The sequence below is a fragment of the Clostridium sp. AM28-20LB genome, from assembly GCF_003480665.1.
Lineage (GTDB): Bacteria > Bacillota > Clostridia > Lachnospirales > Lachnospiraceae > Otoolea > Otoolea fessa.
On record NZ_QUJN01000001.1, the window covers coordinates 733,941 to 750,235 of the forward strand.

Annotated in this window: 17 protein-coding genes and 3 tRNA genes; all 20 read right to left on the bottom strand. The window is 50.9% G+C overall.

Annotated elements, in window-relative coordinates; all coding sequences use genetic code 11:
* Positions 1-80: 80 nt before the first annotated feature.
* The 20 genes from sufU to DW739_RS03320 all read right to left on the bottom strand — a co-directional run bounded on the left by sufU (position 81) and on the right by DW739_RS03320 (position 16,100).
* The gene (gene sufU / locus DW739_RS03225) at positions 81-515 is read right to left on the bottom strand and encodes a Fe-S cluster assembly sulfur transfer protein SufU (protein ID WP_107000051.1); all 435 of its coding nucleotides are present in this window, start codon (positions 513-515) and stop codon (positions 81-83) included.
* Positions 505-1,716, bottom strand: coding sequence for a SufS family cysteine desulfurase (locus tag DW739_RS03230; protein WP_118524114.1), 1,212 nt, complete (start codon positions 1,714-1,716; stop codon positions 505-507). The genes sufU and DW739_RS03230 overlap by 11 nt, the downstream gene beginning before the upstream one ends.
* 79 nt (positions 1,717-1,795) lie before the next feature.
* The gene (locus DW739_RS03235) at positions 1,796-2,938 is read right to left on the bottom strand and encodes a SufD family Fe-S cluster assembly protein (RefSeq protein ID WP_118524113.1); all 1,143 of its coding nucleotides are present in this window, start codon (positions 2,936-2,938) and stop codon (positions 1,796-1,798) included.
* A 91-nt stretch (positions 2,939-3,029) separates the two neighbouring features.
* Positions 3,030-4,436 (bottom strand): Fe-S cluster assembly protein SufB, encoded by a 1,407-nt coding sequence (gene sufB / locus DW739_RS03240; protein WP_118524112.1) that lies wholly within the window; start codon positions 4,434-4,436, stop codon positions 3,030-3,032.
* 99 nt (positions 4,437-4,535) lie between these two features.
* Positions 4,536-5,306 (bottom strand): Fe-S cluster assembly ATPase SufC, encoded by a 771-nt coding sequence (gene sufC, locus DW739_RS03245; protein WP_118683665.1) that lies wholly within the window; start codon positions 5,304-5,306, stop codon positions 4,536-4,538.
* Between the two features lie 259 nt (positions 5,307-5,565).
* A complete protein-coding gene (locus DW739_RS03250) occupies positions 5,566-6,015 on the bottom strand; it encodes a SpoVA/SpoVAEb family sporulation membrane protein (protein ID WP_107000055.1) in 450 nt (149 codons plus the stop codon).
* 15 nt (positions 6,016-6,030) lie between these two features.
* Entirely contained in the window at positions 6,031-6,594 is a 564-nt protein-coding gene (locus DW739_RS15035; RefSeq protein WP_243023721.1) for a stage V sporulation protein AB, read from the bottom strand.
* A complete protein-coding gene (locus tag DW739_RS03265) occupies positions 6,584-7,219 on the bottom strand; it encodes a stage V sporulation protein AA (protein WP_118468785.1) in 636 nt (211 codons plus the stop codon). Before DW739_RS03265 ends, DW739_RS15035 begins: the two co-directional genes overlap by 11 nt.
* On the bottom strand, positions 7,216-7,428 hold the full coding sequence (locus DW739_RS03270) for a hypothetical protein (RefSeq protein WP_022358678.1): 213 nt from the start codon (positions 7,426-7,428) through the stop codon (positions 7,216-7,218). Before DW739_RS03270 ends, DW739_RS03265 begins: the two co-directional genes overlap by 4 nt.
* A gap of 120 nt (positions 7,429-7,548) precedes the next feature.
* Entirely contained in the window at positions 7,549-8,271 is a 723-nt protein-coding gene (locus DW739_RS03275; RefSeq protein ID WP_118468787.1) for a SigB/SigF/SigG family RNA polymerase sigma factor, read from the bottom strand.
* The gene (spoIIAB, locus tag DW739_RS03280) at positions 8,264-8,722 is read right to left on the bottom strand and encodes an anti-sigma F factor (RefSeq protein ID WP_118742714.1); all 459 of its coding nucleotides are present in this window, start codon (positions 8,720-8,722) and stop codon (positions 8,264-8,266) included. Before spoIIAB ends, DW739_RS03275 begins: the two co-directional genes overlap by 8 nt.
* 142 nt (positions 8,723-8,864) lie before the next feature.
* Positions 8,865-9,212, bottom strand: coding sequence for an anti-sigma factor antagonist (locus DW739_RS03285; RefSeq protein WP_022358681.1), 348 nt, complete (start codon positions 9,210-9,212; stop codon positions 8,865-8,867).
* Positions 9,213-9,458: 246 nt separating this feature from the next.
* Entirely contained in the window at positions 9,459-10,880 is a 1,422-nt protein-coding gene (locus DW739_RS03290; RefSeq protein WP_243023722.1) for a tetratricopeptide repeat protein, read from the bottom strand.
* A 6-nt stretch (positions 10,881-10,886) separates the two neighbouring features.
* Positions 10,887-11,042: a hypothetical protein gene (locus DW739_RS14840; RefSeq protein ID WP_022358683.1), complete on the bottom strand. Its 156-nt coding sequence runs from the start codon at positions 11,040-11,042 to the stop codon at positions 10,887-10,889.
* A 55-nt stretch (positions 11,043-11,097) separates the two neighbouring features.
* A complete protein-coding gene (locus DW739_RS03295; RefSeq protein ID WP_118742605.1) occupies positions 11,098-12,441 on the bottom strand; it encodes a Mur ligase family protein in 1,344 nt (447 codons plus the stop codon).
* A 165-nt stretch (positions 12,442-12,606) separates the two neighbouring features.
* A tRNA-Thr gene (locus DW739_RS03300) sits at positions 12,607-12,679 on the bottom strand.
* 45 nt (positions 12,680-12,724) lie between these two features.
* Positions 12,725-12,796, bottom strand: a tRNA-Glu gene (locus DW739_RS03305).
* A gap of 18 nt (positions 12,797-12,814) precedes the next feature.
* Positions 12,815-12,888: transfer RNA gene (locus DW739_RS03310), tRNA-Pro, on the bottom strand.
* Positions 12,889-13,018: 130 nt separating this feature from the next.
* The gene (locus DW739_RS03315; protein WP_022358560.1) at positions 13,019-13,354 is read right to left on the bottom strand and encodes a metal-sensing transcriptional repressor; all 336 of its coding nucleotides are present in this window, start codon (positions 13,352-13,354) and stop codon (positions 13,019-13,021) included.
* A gap of 73 nt (positions 13,355-13,427) precedes the next feature.
* Entirely contained in the window at positions 13,428-16,100 is a 2,673-nt protein-coding gene (locus DW739_RS03320; protein WP_118742606.1) for a heavy metal translocating P-type ATPase, read from the bottom strand.
* Between the last annotated feature and the right edge of the window lie 195 nt (positions 16,101-16,295).

The window sequence follows — 16,295 nt, forward strand, 5'->3', positions numbered from 1 at the left end:
ATAGATCATCAGAGCGGAAATGGTACGTCCCGCCCTGACACTCCCAAAAGAATAGCTCCCGTTTCTTTTTATCTTCTCTCTTATTTCTCGTTTTCCTTATCCAGCATCTCTTCCATCGTATGCCATCCCAGCACCGCGCATTTGACACGCGCCGGCATATGGGAAACATCGACCAGGGCACCGGCTTCCTCGAGTTCTTCGATCTCGTTCTCGCCTGCCTCGCCCTTGATCATCCGCAGGAACAGATCCGCCAGATGGCGTGCTTCCTCTTCGGATTTTCCGATGATCAGATCCAGCATGATATCAGCGGATGCCTGGGAGATTGCGCAGCCGCTTCCCTCAAAAGCACCGTCTACCACCTGTCCATCTTCGACCTTCAGCTGAAGAATGATGTCATCTCCACAGCTCGGATTGACGCCCTCTAATACCAGATTGGCATCCGGCAGCTTTTCTTTATGTAACGGATGCAGATTGTGATCCGTCAGTATTTCATTGTAAAAGGTTCTATTCTCCATATCCCATTTTCCTCCGGATTTCTTTCAGGTTCTGGACAAAACGGTCGATGTCCTCCTCCGTATTGTAGAACGCAAAGCTGGCACGCGCTGTTGCAAATACACCCAGATGTTTTAAAAGCGGCTGGGCGCAATGGTGGCCTGCGCGCACATTGACATTTGCGGCATCCAGAATCGACGCGATATCGTGCGGATGTACGCCGTCCACGGTAAAGCTGATAATTCCGTTGTGCTCTTCCGGCTTATCACTTCCCTGGATATGAACGCCCGGAATCTGCTGCATCGCCGTCATTGCCCGTGTTGTCAGCAGCTCCTCACGCTTCCGCACCTCGTCAAATCCGACGTTCATCAGATAATCGATCGCCGCCTGTAAGCCGACCGCACCGCCGCCATTGACGGTACCGGCTTCGAATTTGTGCGGCAGTTCGGCAAAGACTGCGGATTCCCGGCTGACCGAATCGATCATCTCGCCGCCCGTCAGGAACGGCGACATCGCATCCAGAAGGGTCTCTTTTCCGTACAGGACGCCGATTCCCATCGGTGCCATCAGCTTGTGACCGGAAAATACAAGGAAATCTGCATCCAGTGCCTGCACATCCACCGGAATATGCGGGGCGCTCTGTGCCGCATCGATGACGATGACACCGCCTTTTTCATGCACCAGTTTCGTCAGCTTCTCTACCGGATTTCTGCGGCCAAGGACATTGGAAATCTGCGGCATGGCTGCGATCTTTGTCTTTTCTGTCACCAGGGCTTCCATATCCTCATCCCGGTAGGAACCATCCGGCTGACATTCCAGATAAACGAGCTTCGCGCCTGTCTGTCTGGATACCATCTGCCACGGCAGGATATTGCTGTGGTGGTTATCAATGCTGATTAAGATCTCATCGCCTGCTTTCAGACTGGTTAAACCATAGCTGTACGCGATCAAATTCAGGCTCTCGGTGCTGTTGCGTGTAAACACGACCTCGCTCGTCTTTCCAGCATTGATAAATTCCCGCACGCGCTCTCTTGCCGCTTCATATGCCTCCGTCGCCTCGATTCCCAGCTCATAGAGCCCGCGGAGCGGATTGGCATTTTTCTTTGTATAGAAATCTTCCACTGCCTTTAATACCGCCTCCGGGCGCTGTGCCGTTGCCGCATTGTCCAGATATGCGATATCCGAACCCGCAAGCAGGGGAAAATCTTTCTTGTAATCTGTCATGTTCTGTTCCTTCTTATATATTTGTTTGTATACTTGCTGCAAAAACAAACCGCAGCCAACTTACAGTTTTTTCATTTTATTATCGCTTCTGGTTCATGAACTCCTGAACCTGCTTCTGTACTGCCTCGTCAGCTACCAGCTCATTCAGCGCGTCGATTCTCGCCCGCGCTACCATGCGCTCAGCTTCCTCTCTCGACAGTCCGCGGGAGCACAGATAAAACAGCGTTGCATCGTCCAGATCGCCCATCGAAGCGCCGTGATTTCCTTCGACATCTTCTTCCGCACACAGAATCAGCGGAATCGTCTGGTTTACGATGTCATCGCCGAGCAGCAGCACATCCTCGCGCTCAGTTCCCTTTGCCCCGGCGCATCCCGGCACGAAATCGATGGTTCCGCGGAACAGCTTGGAGGAACCGTCCTGCAAAACGCCAGAGACTTCCATCATACTCTCTGTCTTTTTGCCGCGATGGCGTACTGTATAGTTCATATCCAGCTTCTGGTTTACACTGGTGTAATAGCCGATCTTCGCGTCAAATGCGCTCTTTTTTCCTTCCAGCTCGGTCAGGCAGCCCGCGTAGACCTTGCCTGCGCCCAGCTCCAGTTTCAAAAGCTCAAATGTGGCATTTTCCCCGCAGGACGCACCGATATCACTCAGGCAGGTATATCCTGCGCCGAGAAGCTGCACTTCCTGAAGCTGTACCTTTGCATTCTTTTCCGCATGAACCTTTACCTGGAACGAGGATGTTCCCTGTGCGTCCTCCCCGGAGCGGAATACGATCAGCACGTTTAAGCGGCTGTTTTCCTTTGCATCCAGGCAGAGGCGGTTCTGGTAACTGCCGTTTTTGTAATCGACGCAGAGAACCGTCCATTCTGTATTTTCATTCTGAAGCACAGCTGCCGCTTCCGCTGTCAGCCGGTAGATACTTCCCGCACCGGCATTTTCTTCTGCAACAGCCGTTCCATTTACAGTGTCCGTTTTATTTGCGCCAGCCGTTCCGCATTCCGCCGCCATCGCATCGTACTCGCGTCCCATGCCGGTCTGGATCTCGTCCCACTCTTTTCCGGAAATTTCTTTTTCCCAGGTCACACCTGCTGCCAGGCGCTCCGGTTTTATCAAAACACTTTCCTCCGGCCACTCAATCTGTATCTGGCTTTCGTTCATTCCCAGCCGGTTCCAGGTTCGGGTCGGAAGAATGTTTACTATCATTTCTTTCTGTCCCATTGTTTCCTCCTGTCGTTACCATTCATGCACTTGCATGCCCCGCAGCAGAATCTGTTATTTCAAAATCCCCGCTGCAAACAGTAACCATCTATTATCCGATACTGCCTTTCATCTCAAGCTGAATCAGGTTATTCATCTCAACCGCGTACTCAAGCGGCAGCTCCTTCGATACATCATCCGCAAATCCGCTGACGATCATTGCGCGCGCGTCCTCCTCGCTGATGCCGCGTGACATCAGATAGAAAACAGCCTCGTCGCTGATCCGTCCAATCTTTGCCTCATGGCCGACGTTCGCGTCGCGGGTTCGGATATCCATCGCCGGAACCGTATCGGAACGTGAAATATCATCCAGCATCAGGGACTGGCAGGAAACCGATGCCTTAGAACCGGATGCCTGTTTTCCAATCTGTACGCTGCTTCGGAACGTGCTGACACCGCCGTCCTTGGAAATAGATTTCGTATTAATATAGGAAGAAGTCCGTTTGCCCGTGTGGACTACCTTCGCACCGGTATCGAGGTTCTGACCTTCTCCGGCAAAAGTAATGCCGGTAAATTCCATTCTTGAATCGTCGCCCTTTAAGATACTCATCGGGTACAGATACGATACGTGGGAACCAAAGGAACCCGATACCCACTCGATCGTGCCGCCCTCTTCCACAATCGCGCGCTTGGTGTTCAAATTGTACATATTTTTCGACCAGTTCTCGATCGTCGAATAGCGGAGTTTCGCATTTTTGCCGACATACAGCTCGACACAGCCCGCATGCAGGTTTGCCACGTTATATTTCGGCGCAGAACAGCCCTCTATGAAGTGCAGATATGCACCCTCATCAACGATGATCAGCGTATGTTCAAACTGTCCGGCTCCCGGTGCATTGAGACGAAAATATGACTGAAGCGGGATCGTAACCGACACGCCCTTTGGCACGTACACAAAAGAGCCACCGGACCAGACTGCCCCGTGCAGTGCTGCAAATTTATGTTCCTGCGGTTTGACCAGATGCATAAAATGCGTTCGGATCATGTCCGCATATTCGCCGTGCATCGCACTCTCCAGATCGGTGTAGACAACGCCCTGCGCCGCTACCTCCGCGCGCACGTTATGATATACTAACTCCGAGTCATACTGGGCGCCCACGCCTGCCAGCGATTTCTGCTCCGCCTGCGGGATTCCCAGACGTTCAAAGGTATCTTTGATGTCCTTCGGAACCTCGGACCATTTGGCGCTCATCTTGGATTTCGGACGGACATAGGTTACGATGTTGTCCATGTCCAGATCCTCGATATCCGGTCCCCAATTCGGAACCCGCAGGGAATTGTAAATCTGTAAGGACTGCAGACGGAACTGCTGCATCCACGCCGGGTCATTTTTCTCCTTAGAAATCTTCTCAACGATCTCCGGAGTCAGACCTGCTTTTACTTTATATGCGTCATTTTCTTTGTCTTTTATATCGTAGATGCTGCGATCAATATCATCTACATACGTTTTTTCTTTCATGTTTGATGCCTCCATATTACCCGTGCTGATTCGTTATTACTGTCGCATTATCCTGCGGCACTCTCGATTCCCAAAACGCCTGCCTGCGAACAGTAACGATTAGTTTTGGGCGTCTGCCACACCCGCCTCACGGATAAAGGATTCGTAGCCTTCCCGGTTGATCTTATCAACCAGAGAGCCGTCACCGGTTGCCACGATCTTTCCATCTACCATGATGTGTGTATAGTCAACATGCAGCGCATCGAGAATCCGGGTGCTGTGCGTAATGATGAGAAGCGCGCCGTTCTGGTTCTTCTGATACTCTTCCACTCCCTTAGAAACCAGACGGACTGCATCAACATCCAGACCGGAGTCTGTCTCATCAAGGATTGCCAGGCTCGGATTTAAGAGCATCAGCTGTAAAATCTCAGATTTTTTCTTCTCACCGCCGGAAAAGCCCACGTTTAAGCTTCTCTGTGCATACGATTCATCCATCTGGAGAATGTCCATCGCTTTTTTAAGCTGTTTATGAAATTCCCAGATCTTTAAGTTCTTGCCGGTCTGCTGGCGCATCGCGCTCCGCAGGAAGCTTTCCAGCGAAAGTCCCGGCACCTCCAGCGGCTCCTGGAAGGACAGGAACATACCGGCTTTGGAACGCTTGTCCGTGGACTCATGTGTGATGTCCTCGCCCTTAAATAAGATCTGACCGCCCGTGATCTGGTATCTCGGGTTTCCCATCAGGACGTTGCCGAGCGTCGATTTTCCAGCGCCGTTCGGTCCCATCAGGACATGTACCTCCCCTGCACCGACGCTTAAATCAACGCCGTGCAGAATCTCTTTTTCTTCTATATTTGCCTTTATCTGATTTACTTCTAACACTTTTTCTGCCATAAAGCACTCCATTTCCGGGACCGGCTGAGACATTCATGCTCGGTCTGTCTGATCTGTGACAGCCGCCTCGTCACGAAAGCGGTTATCCTTCTTAGCAAACGTCCATCTCTCTGGTTCCTTTTTTCTATAATGAATCTGGCTGTTCAGACGGTCAGATTACCCTATGGCTATTATAGGTATTTATTTCCGGATTGTAAACCCTCATTTTTCATAAAACAAGAAAGATTCTTATTATATTATTGAGACTTTTTCTCGTTTATTATTGAGTCAGCATCATCCACCCCCAATACACAACCCCTAATCCCCACGAACTCAGAATCCCATACAGGATCACCGGACCCGCGATTGTAAATATTTTGCATCCGACACCAAACACCTGTCCTTCCGCCTTGTATTCCAGCGCCGGGGATGCAACTGAATTGGCGAATCCGGTGATCGGAACCAGCACACCAGCTCCAAAAACACGAGCCAGCCTCTGGAATACATTTGCCCCTGTCAGGATAACGCTGAGCAGAATCAGTCCCAGCATCGTCCAGAGCGCCGCCGTTTTCTCCTCCATGCCTGTCTGAACCAGACAATTTGTGCTGATCTGCGCCGCCAGGCAGATCAGCCCGCCGGAAATACCCGCCATCAACACATTTTTCCATGTACTGTGGACGGGCGTAACCGATTTGACATATGCTTCATATTGATCTTTTCTGGCTTCCATGGTTTCTCCTCTCTTCTACTGTCTTCCAATTCCATGTAAGAAATAATACAGCGAACCCGCACATTTCCCCGCTGCAATCGCGAGAATCAGATATGGCAGCCCCACTGCCAGACGCAGGCGGCGGCTCAGCACCGGCAGGGCTTTCAATGTCTCTGCCAGCGACATGACGAGGCAGCCCACAAAAATACCACAGGAAAGTCCCGCAGCCGCTAGAAGCAGCTGTCCGGAGACATTTCCAAGCATCACCAGAAATCCAGCACCAGCTCCCGTTCTGCCACCGCCTTCTGCTGCCTTCTGCCACAACTCTGCCTCCGGCATTGCCGCTGACCACGCTATTCTCAGGAAACTCGCGGTCAGCTGTTTCACCTTCTCTGTAAATAAATCCACCACATTTCCAAACAATCCTCCCAGCGCGATAATCGTCTCATACAAGAAGATTTTCCCCTTCGACGCCGTCGCCGTCTTTCCAATCAGGCGCGGATAAACGCCGATGACCACCAGAAAGGCGTAGACTCCCGCTGCCACCGTGCTTCCCGCCGCCAGCCCCGCCAGCAAAAGCAGCGCTTCTTTAAGAAACATCGATGTCATCCTCCTTCCGCTCCTCGTTCTGAATCAGCGTTTTATTGACATTTTCCTCATACAGGCGCATTTCTACCTCCAGCGGCGTCGGATCGAGACTGAATTTCCACGAAGTAAAATGATTAAAAAACAGCAAAATCCCCACCGGAAGCCCGATCGAATAACCGATCTCCAGCGCCGTTGTTCCGTCCGACGCCTGCCCCGTCGTGATCTCATATATTTTCTTGAATACATCCAGCACGTTTGCATCGTTGTTGAATGTCATGATCGCAAATGCCGCCCCGAAAAAGCAAATCAGGCAGACGAACAGCGTCTTGCACCACTGCCAGACAAGCGCCTGACGGTGCGGCGGCTGATAATGAATGACATAATCCGTCTCCCCCAGATTCTGCACCGATGTCCCCGGAATTTCCCGTTCAATCTGCTGGATAATCTCCATGACGTTTCCAACCAGACGGCTTTCGCGCTGTTTCCCGCCGCCGCGGATCCTCTTCACGATCATCGCACGGCAGCGGCTTTCCACGCTTTTTTCACTGCAATAAACTTCTCCCAGGCTTGCAAGCGGTACATTTTTCTCATGTACCTGCGTGATCTGGCTGAGTTTCAGATAGACCGTCTGTGTCATAATGCTGCCTTCTCCGTCTGTGCCTCCGGTCTCAAAAATGCCTCCGCGCTGTCCCCGGAATGCTGTACGAAGGTTCCGTCAATGTAGACGCTGTCCCGCCCCACTGCCATCAGACAGAGACAGAGCGCTGCCACAATCAGAATCATGCATCCGACCCAGATACAGATTCCCATCTTTTTTTTCATTGTCACTTTCACATTTCCCGTCATTTTTTTCCATCCTTCCTGTGTATTCTGGAAACTCCAAAAGTTCCTGTATCCAGTAGTATGGCTGTCTTTCAATGGAGTATGCACATTCATATATTCTGAATTATGAGCCTGTCTTTTTTCTCATGTTTCTTCCAGCTTTGCGCGCATCTGCCCTAATATTTTCCGCTCGATCCGCGACACCTGTACTTGTGAAATGCCGAGCTGCGCCGCGATCTGAGTCTGTGTCTGATCATAAAAATAGTGCCGCACAATGATCTCCCGCTGCCGTCCATTGAGCATTTTCAGTAAATCTCCCAAAAGCATCCGGTCAAGCAGAACCTCATTTTCCGCTGTCTCCCCAGCAATCCGGTCCTGAAGCAGAAGGCCAGTTTCTTCCCCGGCGCTGGCTGGTGCAGAGAGCGATTCAACCGGACTGTCCGCCGCCATCGATGCGGCAGCTTCCTCACAGCTCACTCCAATCTGCGCCGCCAGCTCTTCCAGCGTCGGCTCCCGCCCAAGCGCCGTGCAGAGCGCTTCCCGCGCTGCCCGGAGCCGCTGGTTTTGCTCTTTGATGGAACGGCTGACCTTGATGATCCCGTCATCCCGGAGAAAACGTTTGATCTCCCCCGCAATCATCGGCACCGCATACGTCGAAAAACGCACCTCATATGATAGGTCAAACTTATCAATCGCCTTCAACAGCCCGATACTTCCGATCTGAAATAAGTCCTCCGTCTCACACCCCCGCCCCGCAAAGCGGCGGACGATGCTCCATACAAGCCCCAGATTGTCTTTTACCAGCGCCTCCCGCGCCGTCTTATCGCCCTGGTGTGCCCGTTTGATCTGCTCGATGGTTTTATCCATAGAACTCCGCCGTTTCTTTTTCTTCCTGTTCTTTATTCATATATCCCCTTCCAATTCGCTTTTTCATCGTCACACACGTTCCGCAGCCCACCTTGGACTCCACCTCGACCTTATCCATAAACGCTTCCATAAACGAAAAGCCCATCCCCGAGCGCTCGCCGGTCGTGTCTGTCGTATACATCGGCTCCATCGCCTTTTCCACATCCAGGATTCCTTTTCCCTCATCCCGGACCGAAATTATCAGTTCTTCTCCCTCAATCCGCGCTTCTATGTAAATAATTCCGATTTCATCGCTATACCCATGAATCACCGCATTTGTCACCGCCTCCGAGACCGCCGTTTTCACATCCTCCAGCTCCTCCATCGTCGGATTCATCCGGCTCATAAAGACTGCCGCTGTGACACGGGCAAACTCCTCGTTCGATGAATGGCTGTCTATCTCCAGGTGCATCCACGTGCCATTCTTCTCTGCTTGTCTCTGTTCATTCTGTTTAAATTTTCTGTATTCTTCTGAATCTTTTATTTTTTTAAGTTTTCCTTTCACTTCCGTTTCTGATACAGATATATCATCCGCATACATATTCATCTCTCCTTTAATGTCTCCCATCCAGTGCCTCCTCTCTCGTCCGGTACGACTGCACCAAACGATACACGCCGCCGATCCGCAAAATCCGGCGCATCCGCTCGCCTGCCCCGTACACCGCCACCGTGCCGCTGCTGCCCTCCATCTGCTTATACCGGTTGAGAATTACACCGATCCCGGAACTATCCATAAATTCCGTCCCTGAAAAATCAAAAATAATCCGGTTAATATAATTTTCCGCCAGAAGCAGGTCTGTTTCATATTTGAGTGTCAGGCAGTTATGATGATCTACCTCCTTCGGCAGATGAATCACCAGCGCCGAATCGATCGCTTCGTATGTAAACATATTTCGTTCCATATCAGGATTCCCCCTTTTTCGATTTTTTATGCGGCCTTTTCCTATAGGCCTAAAAGAATGTGCCTTGGCACATTCGGGCGTCTCGCGCGGTCGCTTGCAGCATGTTTCTGCTTCGCGCGAGTGCGCATCCTCACGGAGCGTTTTTTGTTTCATAGGACATGATTTCCTAGGAAAGCAAAAAGCACCGTAAAGTTTTTATCTTTACAGTGCTTTTCTTCTTAATTATCTGTCGTATTATATTTGTACTTACTGCGCCGCTTGCGTCTCCGCTCCGCTGCCTGCTGCCGTTTCATCCGCCGCAGTCTCTCCCTGACTGATGATGGACTGACCTGGAACTGCAGCCTGCTGGTTATCCGGCGCAAGCTCGGCGAGCTGCTGTCTTGCCTTGTCCGCCTGCTCGGAATCCGCATACTGGGTCACAATCTGCGTAAACATTTCGACCGCCTTGTCTGTCTCGCCCTGTGCCCGGTAAATCATACCCATGCTGAAGATAACCTTCGGGTTTGCCGGACGGATCGCCAGACAGGTCTGGTAATCTGCCAGCGCTTCCTCCATACGGCCTGCCGACCACATCGTGTATGCCAGATCCTCCAGCGTCTGGTAGCCGTTTGTCTCGATGTCCTGCTTTACCCCGTTGGCAATGGAAACGACCGTCTCGTCCGTAAATAATGACGGATCAAAGCCCTCATAATAGGTAACCGCCTCTGCCAGGTTATTGTTGCGGTATGCCTGCAGCATTTTGACGAGCTTCGCATACTGGTTCAGAACGCTGTCATTGCTGTTGAGCATCGTATCCAGCTTGTTCTCCGCCTCTTCTTTGTCCTTTTTCGAGGTCTCAATGCTCTCATTTAAACTGTCAATCTCTTCATTTTTCTGATTGAGCTGCTCATTGTACTGGAGCATTTCCTGCGTATGTGCATTATTTGCCTGCTTAATCTTGGCTGGCATCACCAGGAAAAAGATAACTGCCGCGCCCAAAAGCAGTCCCGCGCCGATATTGAGCACCGACTGCAGTCCCGTATTCTCCTTGTACGTCGGCGGCATAATGACATCATCATCCCGCATCTGGCGGTGGGAAAATGCATTTTTCAGCTTTCTCCGCTCGATATCCGCCTTGCCGGTATGTTCCTTAACAATCTCCATATACCAGTTCGCCTTGGGATTGTTTTTATCAATCTTGAGTACCTTATACAGGGATTTGCCCGCTTTCGTATAATCCTCATGACTAATATGCAAAAGAGCCAACAGAAGATGTGCTTTTACAAATCTCGGATTAGCTTCTACAACTCTTGTAAGCTGTAAGGTCGCCAGATCGTCGCTTCCGGTCTGCGCCTGCAGAAGCGCCTGATTATATTTCTGAATCGTCGCGCTCGCCTGATCCAGACGATCCTGCTTGCGCTGAATCTGGTCTAAATAATAATCAGCCCGGTTATCCTGCTCCCTAAAGTTCATGCTGATAACCCACTGCACCAGCGCCTCCGACACCTCACCCATCTCATAATAGATAAGTCCGAGAAGATTTCTGGCATCAATATGATACTTGTTCAGGTTCAGGCATTTTTTCAGATACTCGACCGCCCCTGTTAAATCCCGTCTCTTTGCCCGTTCCAGCCCGGCATTGTAAAAGCTGTTGGAAATCAGGCGAATTTTTCTTGTTCGATCCATCATGTCCGCCTATTCCTTCATATGTTTTAAAAGTTCCATCATAATATCCGACATATCTGTCAGGTCACTCTTCACGATCGCCTCGCCGACCTCCTCGACCTCCAGACTCGGTTTAAAATGTTCGATTTCTTCCTCGAAATTGATTGTCATTCCTTCGCCACTCATGTTTTTCCTCCAGAGTTTCTTCCTTTTATTACATGGATATACATTCCCGCTAATCTTACACCATTCTGGCGGTGCTGTCAAATCCAGTTCGGGAAATCTTTTTCTCCAGCTCTCCGATTAAATACAAAGAACCCACACAGAAGCAGGTATCCTCCGGACGTTTTTCCTGAACCAGTGTCTGATAAGCTGTTTTTACATCTGGTATACTTTGAACCTCACAGCCATCTGCCACCCGGTGTGCTGCTTTTTCCATCGCCTCCATCGAAAGTGCCCGCGATGTATATAAATGAGTCAGCACCAATCGATCCGGCTTCAGTTTCCGCATCAGTGTTTCCAGCATCGATTCATAATTTTTATCTGAAACGGCTGCAAACAGCAGAAAAATCCGACCATCTTTCCCGGACTCTTCTCTTCTGCGCGCTGCCACCTCTGCCGCCGCGCCCACAAACGCACGGATTCCGCCCTCATTGTGAGCGCCATCCAGATAAACTCCGTCCTGGATCTCCTCCATGCGTCCGTGCCATACCGCATTCCGGATGCCCGCTGCCGCTGTCTCCCCGTCCACTGCAAGAAGCCGTGCCGCCTGGTAAGCGATGCAGGCGTTGACCGCCTGATATTCCGCTTCGAAGGGAATAAACAGACGCTGGCTTTTCTCTTTTATCATCAGGCTCATCCCGCCATGTCCCCGCCGAAGATCCGTATACACTTCCGGGCTGATCGGATATGCCGGACAGGAAAGTTGCGACGCCCGATTTCTGATAACTGCTGAAGCCTCCGCATCCGTATCATCGTACACCACCGGCACATTTTTTTTCAAGATTCCCGCCTTTTCGCCCGCGATCTGTGTCACCGTGTCGCCCAGGTATTCCATATGGTCAAGGCTGATCGAAGTGATAACCGTAAGCGCTGGATGCTCGATGCAGTTCGTTGCATCCAGCCGTCCGCCAAGCCCCGTTTCCAGAATGACATACTCCGGCTTTTTCCGGCGCACCATCCACATGAACATCAAAAACAGATATTCAAAATACGTCGGACGCCCCAGTCCTTCCTGCTCAAAATGAACATATGATGCCTTAACCGCCTCAAATGCTTCCAGGAACAGTGCATCGTCTGCTTCCTGTCCATCAAAGGAAAAACGCTCCGTCACGCGTACCAGATGAGGAGACGTAAACCGCGCCGTCTGCTTCCCGGCTTTCTGCAAAATCGCATCGAGAAACGAGCAGACCGACCCTTTTCCATTCGTTCCGGCCACATGTACGATTCTTTCCTCCTGCGGCAATGCATTCAGATATGAAAGCATCCTGCGAAGTCCCTCCGCTGTATGTTTTTCACTGGTAAATTTCGGTATCTCATTCAGATATGCATCTGCCGCTTCTACCGTCCATTCTTCTTGTCTCATGGCGTGAAATATCCTTTCCTGGCAAACGGAAGCGGCAGTACGAACTCTGCCGTCTGCCGCCTTATCTTTTGTATGTTATTATTTTATATCATTTGCGGAGATCATGCAAGTGGTTATATGGAATCAAGAAACCCCTCTTGATAATCAAGAGGGGTTCCACTCATCAGCTCCCTGCCGGACTTGAACCGGCGACCTACGCATTACGAATGCGTCGCTCTACCAACTGAGCCAAGGAAGCATTTTAATTTGAAAAATGCTCTGGAAAACCCAAAGCAACTTTCGATGACCTGTCCGGGAATCGAACCCGGGTTTACGCCGTGAGAGGGCGTCGTCTTGACCGCTTGACCAACAGGCCGTATGTTTTATAATAGAATCGAGGCGACGTGATTCGAACACGCGACCTCTGCGTCCCGAACGCAGCGCTCTACCAAACTGAGCCACGCCTCGATTACATGACGTAGTATAATATAAATCCAGGAGAATGTCAACACTTTTTTTGAAGAATTTTTAAAAATATTTATTATGTTTAATATTTCGCTATAGTTGCTTGTGTTTGCTCAATTCAATAAATTTATATTTACTTCATCAGCTTCTGAATCGTCTTGCACAGCTCCTCAACCGCTTCTTCCCCATTTCCCGCCTCTATATCATCGACCACACAGGTTTTGATATGGTTGGACAGCAGGACTTTGGAAAAACTGTTCAGCGCCGCCTGAACCGCTGATACCTGGTTTAATATATCGACGCAGTATCGCTCGTCTTCCACCATCGCCTTCACACCGCGCACCTGTCCCTCGATCCGGTTTAAACGTTTCAGCAGATCTTTTTCTTCGGTCAGATTTCTGTGTTTGTGGCGTTCCGTCTCTCCTCCCTGACAGACCTGCGCTTGTGATTCACATTTACAACAGCCCATGCTTTTCTCCTATCTTTTATCAAAATGCTGCGAAATGGCATATTAATTCCACCATTTCGCAGCTTTTTTCATCCTACTGAATCGAGTTCACCTTATAATCCTGTGCCTCAACCGCCTCTTTCAACGTATCGTCCGCCACATCCGCACTCATGCTTACGACCGCGGTTCCTTTCTCATGGCTGACCTCTGCGCTCTCCACGCCTGCCAGTGCCTCCAACGCCTTCTTTACGCGTGCCTCACAGTGTCCACACATCATTCCTTCGATATTCATTGTCTTTGTCATCGTTATTCCCTCCATATTTATATTATTTTTTTGATTCTCACTTTTTTGCATTTCTTTTGAAACAGTTTCATTTCCATTTGCTGTTTGCCCAATTGACCGGGTGTCTTCTGCCCCCATCCTAACTGCACCTGCATTTTCTGCCTTTTCTCCACCTTTATTAGCAGCCTTCTCAGCCCTCTTCCGCATCGGATGATCCTTCGATGCATCGTGCATCTTAAACAGATTCAGCCGCAGCGCGTTCGTCACTACGCAGAAGCTGGATAAGCTCATCGCTGCAGCGCCGAACATCGGATTTAATTTCCATCCAAAGATAGGATACCACAAACCGGCTGCAAGTGGAATACCCACAACATTGTAAAAGAATGCCCAGAACAGGTTTTCGTGAATATTTCGAAGCGTCGCACGGCTTAGACGGATTGACGCCGGAACATCACTCAAACGGCTCTTCATCAGCACCACATCCGCGGCATCAATCGCGATATCTGTACCGGCTCCGATCGCGATACCTATATCGGCACGCGTGAGCGCCGGGGCATCATTGATACCATCACCGACCATTGCCACCTTGCCCTGTTCTTTCAGGCTGCGGATGACACTCTCTTTCCCATCCGGAAGTACTCCGGCAATGACTTCATCCACACCAGCCTGTGCCCCAATCGCACGGGCGGTCCGCTCATTATCTCCGGTCAGCATGACCACACGGATTCCCATGTTCTGCAGTTCCTTGACCGCCTGCGGGCTGTCTTCCTTGATGACATCTGCCACGGCAATCATACCAGCCAGACGACCATTTTTCATAAAGCACAGCGGTGTCTTGCCTTCCGATGCCAGGCGCTCAAAGGATGCCTGTTCCTGTGCGGACACCGTCGTATGTCCGCTGATATAGGAAAAGCTTCCGCCTGCCAGTGAAGCGCCCTCTAACGTACCGGAAAGTCCATTACCCGGCAGCGCCTGGAAATCAGCCGCCTCCGGCGCGTCAATCTGCTGTTCTTTTGCATAGAGAAGAACAGCTTTCGCCAATGGGTGCTCACTCTTCTTTTCCAGGGAAAGCGCCAGGCTTACCAGCTCCTTCTCAGTCACACCTCCGGACGGGATGACGTCGGTCACACGCGGCTCGCCGCTGGTGATCGTACCCGTCTTATCAAGCGCTACAATGTCCATTTTTCCGGTTTCTTCCAGCGAAACAGCTGTCTTGAACAAGATTCCGTTTTTCGCGCCCATGCCGTTGCCGACCATAATCGCAACCGGCGTAGCCAGTCCCAGTGCACACGGGCAGCTGATAACCAGTACGGAAATACCTCGCGCCAGTGCGAATCCAAACGTCTGTCCTGCCAGCAGCCAGATAATCGTTGTCACCACTGCGATCGTGATAACCGCCGGGACAAACACGCCGGAAACCCGATCTGCAATCTTGGCGATCGGCGCTTTCGTCGCCGCCGCGTCGCTAACCATGCGGATGATCTGCGACAGGGAGGTATCTTCACCGACTCTGGTCGCCTCACAGCGCAGATAACCAGACTGGTTGACCGTTGCCGCCGAAACCGGGTCACCCTGTGCCTTATCCACCGGAATACTCTCGCCGGTCAGTGCTGCCTCGTTGACCGCACTTGTTCCTTCCAGGACCACACCGTCCACCGGGATATTTTCACCTGGGCGTACAACAAATACATCACCCTTCTTTACCTCTTCAATCGGAACCTTTGTTTCCACTCCATCCCGGATGATAACAGCTGTCTTTGGTGCCAGTTTCATCAGTCCCTTTAAGGCATCCGTCGTTTTTCCCTTGGAACGCGCCTCCAGCATTTTTCCGACTGTGATCAGCGCCAGAATCATTGCCGCCGACTCAAAGTAAAATTCATGCATGTAGGACATAACTGCCGTGTCGTTGCCCTTTAACTGTGCGTCCGTCATCGCAAACAACGCATATGTGCTGTAAATAAACGACGCGCCGGAACCAAGTGCTACCAGCGTGTCCATGTTCGGGGCGCGGTGTAAAAGTCCCTTGAAACCGCTGATAAAAAATTTCTGGTTAATCACCATGATAATTCCGGCCAAAAGGAGCTGCAAAAGTCCCATCGCCACATGGTTGCCATCCATAAAGTGCGGCAGCGACCAGCCCCACATCATATGTCCCATCGACATATACATAAGGACTGCTAAGAATCCCAGCGATGCGATCAGACGGTGTTTTAAGACCGGCGTCTCCCGATCTTTTAAGGCGTCCTCTGCCTCCGACGCGCTCTGCGCCTGCGCTGCAGTGCCCTGTCCTTTCAGGGATGCGCCATATCCGGCATCTTCCACCGCATGAATCACGGTCTCCGGGGGCACATCGCCCTCGACGCCCATCGAATTTGTCAGCAGGCTGACCGAGCATGCCGTGACACCCGGCACTTTCGATACTGCCTTTTCAACCCGGCTGCTGCATGCCGCGCAGCTCATGCCGGTTACTGTATATTGCTTCATGGTCTCCTCCTATCTCTTAACTGTCCTTATAATATACCCCCATAGGGTATATGTCAACCCCAATTTCATTTATGATCTCTTTTTCTCAACAAAATAATAATGGACGCAAAAAGACCCTGTCCGGAGAATTTCCCCTTACAGAGTCTTTTATACATTCGCATCTATGCCGCCCTTTGGCAGGCATAGACATTATTA

What these genes read in the sequence shown, in the direction of transcription:
- sufU (WP_107000051.1), bottom strand. Translation starts at nt 515, where the DNA reads ATGGAGAATAGAACCTTTTACAATGAAATACTGACGGATCACAATCTG.
- DW739_RS03230 (WP_118524114.1), bottom strand. Translation starts at nt 1,716, where the DNA reads ATGACAGATTACAAGAAAGATTTTCCCCTGCTTGCGGGTTCGGATATC.
- DW739_RS03235 (WP_118524113.1), bottom strand. Translation starts at nt 2,938, where the DNA reads ATGGGACAGAAAGAAATGATAGTAAACATTCTTCCGACCCGAACCTGG.
- sufB (WP_118524112.1), bottom strand. Translation starts at nt 4,436, where the DNA reads ATGAAAGAAAAAACGTATGTAGATGATATTGATCGCAGCATCTACGAT.
- sufC (WP_118683665.1), bottom strand. Translation starts at nt 5,306, where the DNA reads ATGGCAGAAAAAGTGTTAGAAGTAAATCAGATAAAGGCAAATATAGAA.
- DW739_RS03250 (WP_107000055.1), bottom strand. Translation starts at nt 6,015, where the DNA reads ATGGAAGCCAGAAAAGATCAATATGAAGCATATGTCAAATCGGTTACG.
- DW739_RS15035 (WP_243023721.1), bottom strand. Translation starts at nt 6,594, where the DNA reads ATGTTTCTTAAAGAAGCGCTGCTTTTGCTGGCGGGGCTGGCGGCGGGA.
- DW739_RS03265 (WP_118468785.1), bottom strand. Translation starts at nt 7,219, where the DNA reads ATGACACAGACGGTCTATCTGAAACTCAGCCAGATCACGCAGGTACAT.
- DW739_RS03270 (WP_022358678.1), bottom strand. Translation starts at nt 7,428, where the DNA reads ATGACGGGAAATGTGAAAGTGACAATGAAAAAAAAGATGGGAATCTGT.
- DW739_RS03275 (WP_118468787.1), bottom strand. Translation starts at nt 8,271, where the DNA reads ATGGATAAAACCATCGAGCAGATCAAACGGGCACACCAGGGCGATAAG.
- spoIIAB (WP_118742714.1), bottom strand. Translation starts at nt 8,722, where the DNA reads ATGCACCTGGAGATAGACAGCCATTCATCGAACGAGGAGTTTGCCCGT.
- DW739_RS03285 (WP_022358681.1), bottom strand. Translation starts at nt 9,212, where the DNA reads ATGGAACGAAATATGTTTACATACGAAGCGATCGATTCGGCGCTGGTG.
- DW739_RS03290 (WP_243023722.1), bottom strand. Translation starts at nt 10,880, where the DNA reads ATGATGGATCGAACAAGAAAAATTCGCCTGATTTCCAACAGCTTTTAC.
- DW739_RS14840 (WP_022358683.1), bottom strand. Translation starts at nt 11,042, where the DNA reads ATGAGTGGCGAAGGAATGACAATCAATTTCGAGGAAGAAATCGAACAT.
- DW739_RS03295 (WP_118742605.1), bottom strand. Translation starts at nt 12,441, where the DNA reads ATGAGACAAGAAGAATGGACGGTAGAAGCGGCAGATGCATATCTGAAT.
- DW739_RS03315 (WP_022358560.1), bottom strand. Translation starts at nt 13,354, where the DNA reads ATGGGCTGTTGTAAATGTGAATCACAAGCGCAGGTCTGTCAGGGAGGA.
- DW739_RS03320 (WP_118742606.1), bottom strand. Translation starts at nt 16,100, where the DNA reads ATGAAGCAATATACAGTAACCGGCATGAGCTGCGCGGCATGCAGCAGC.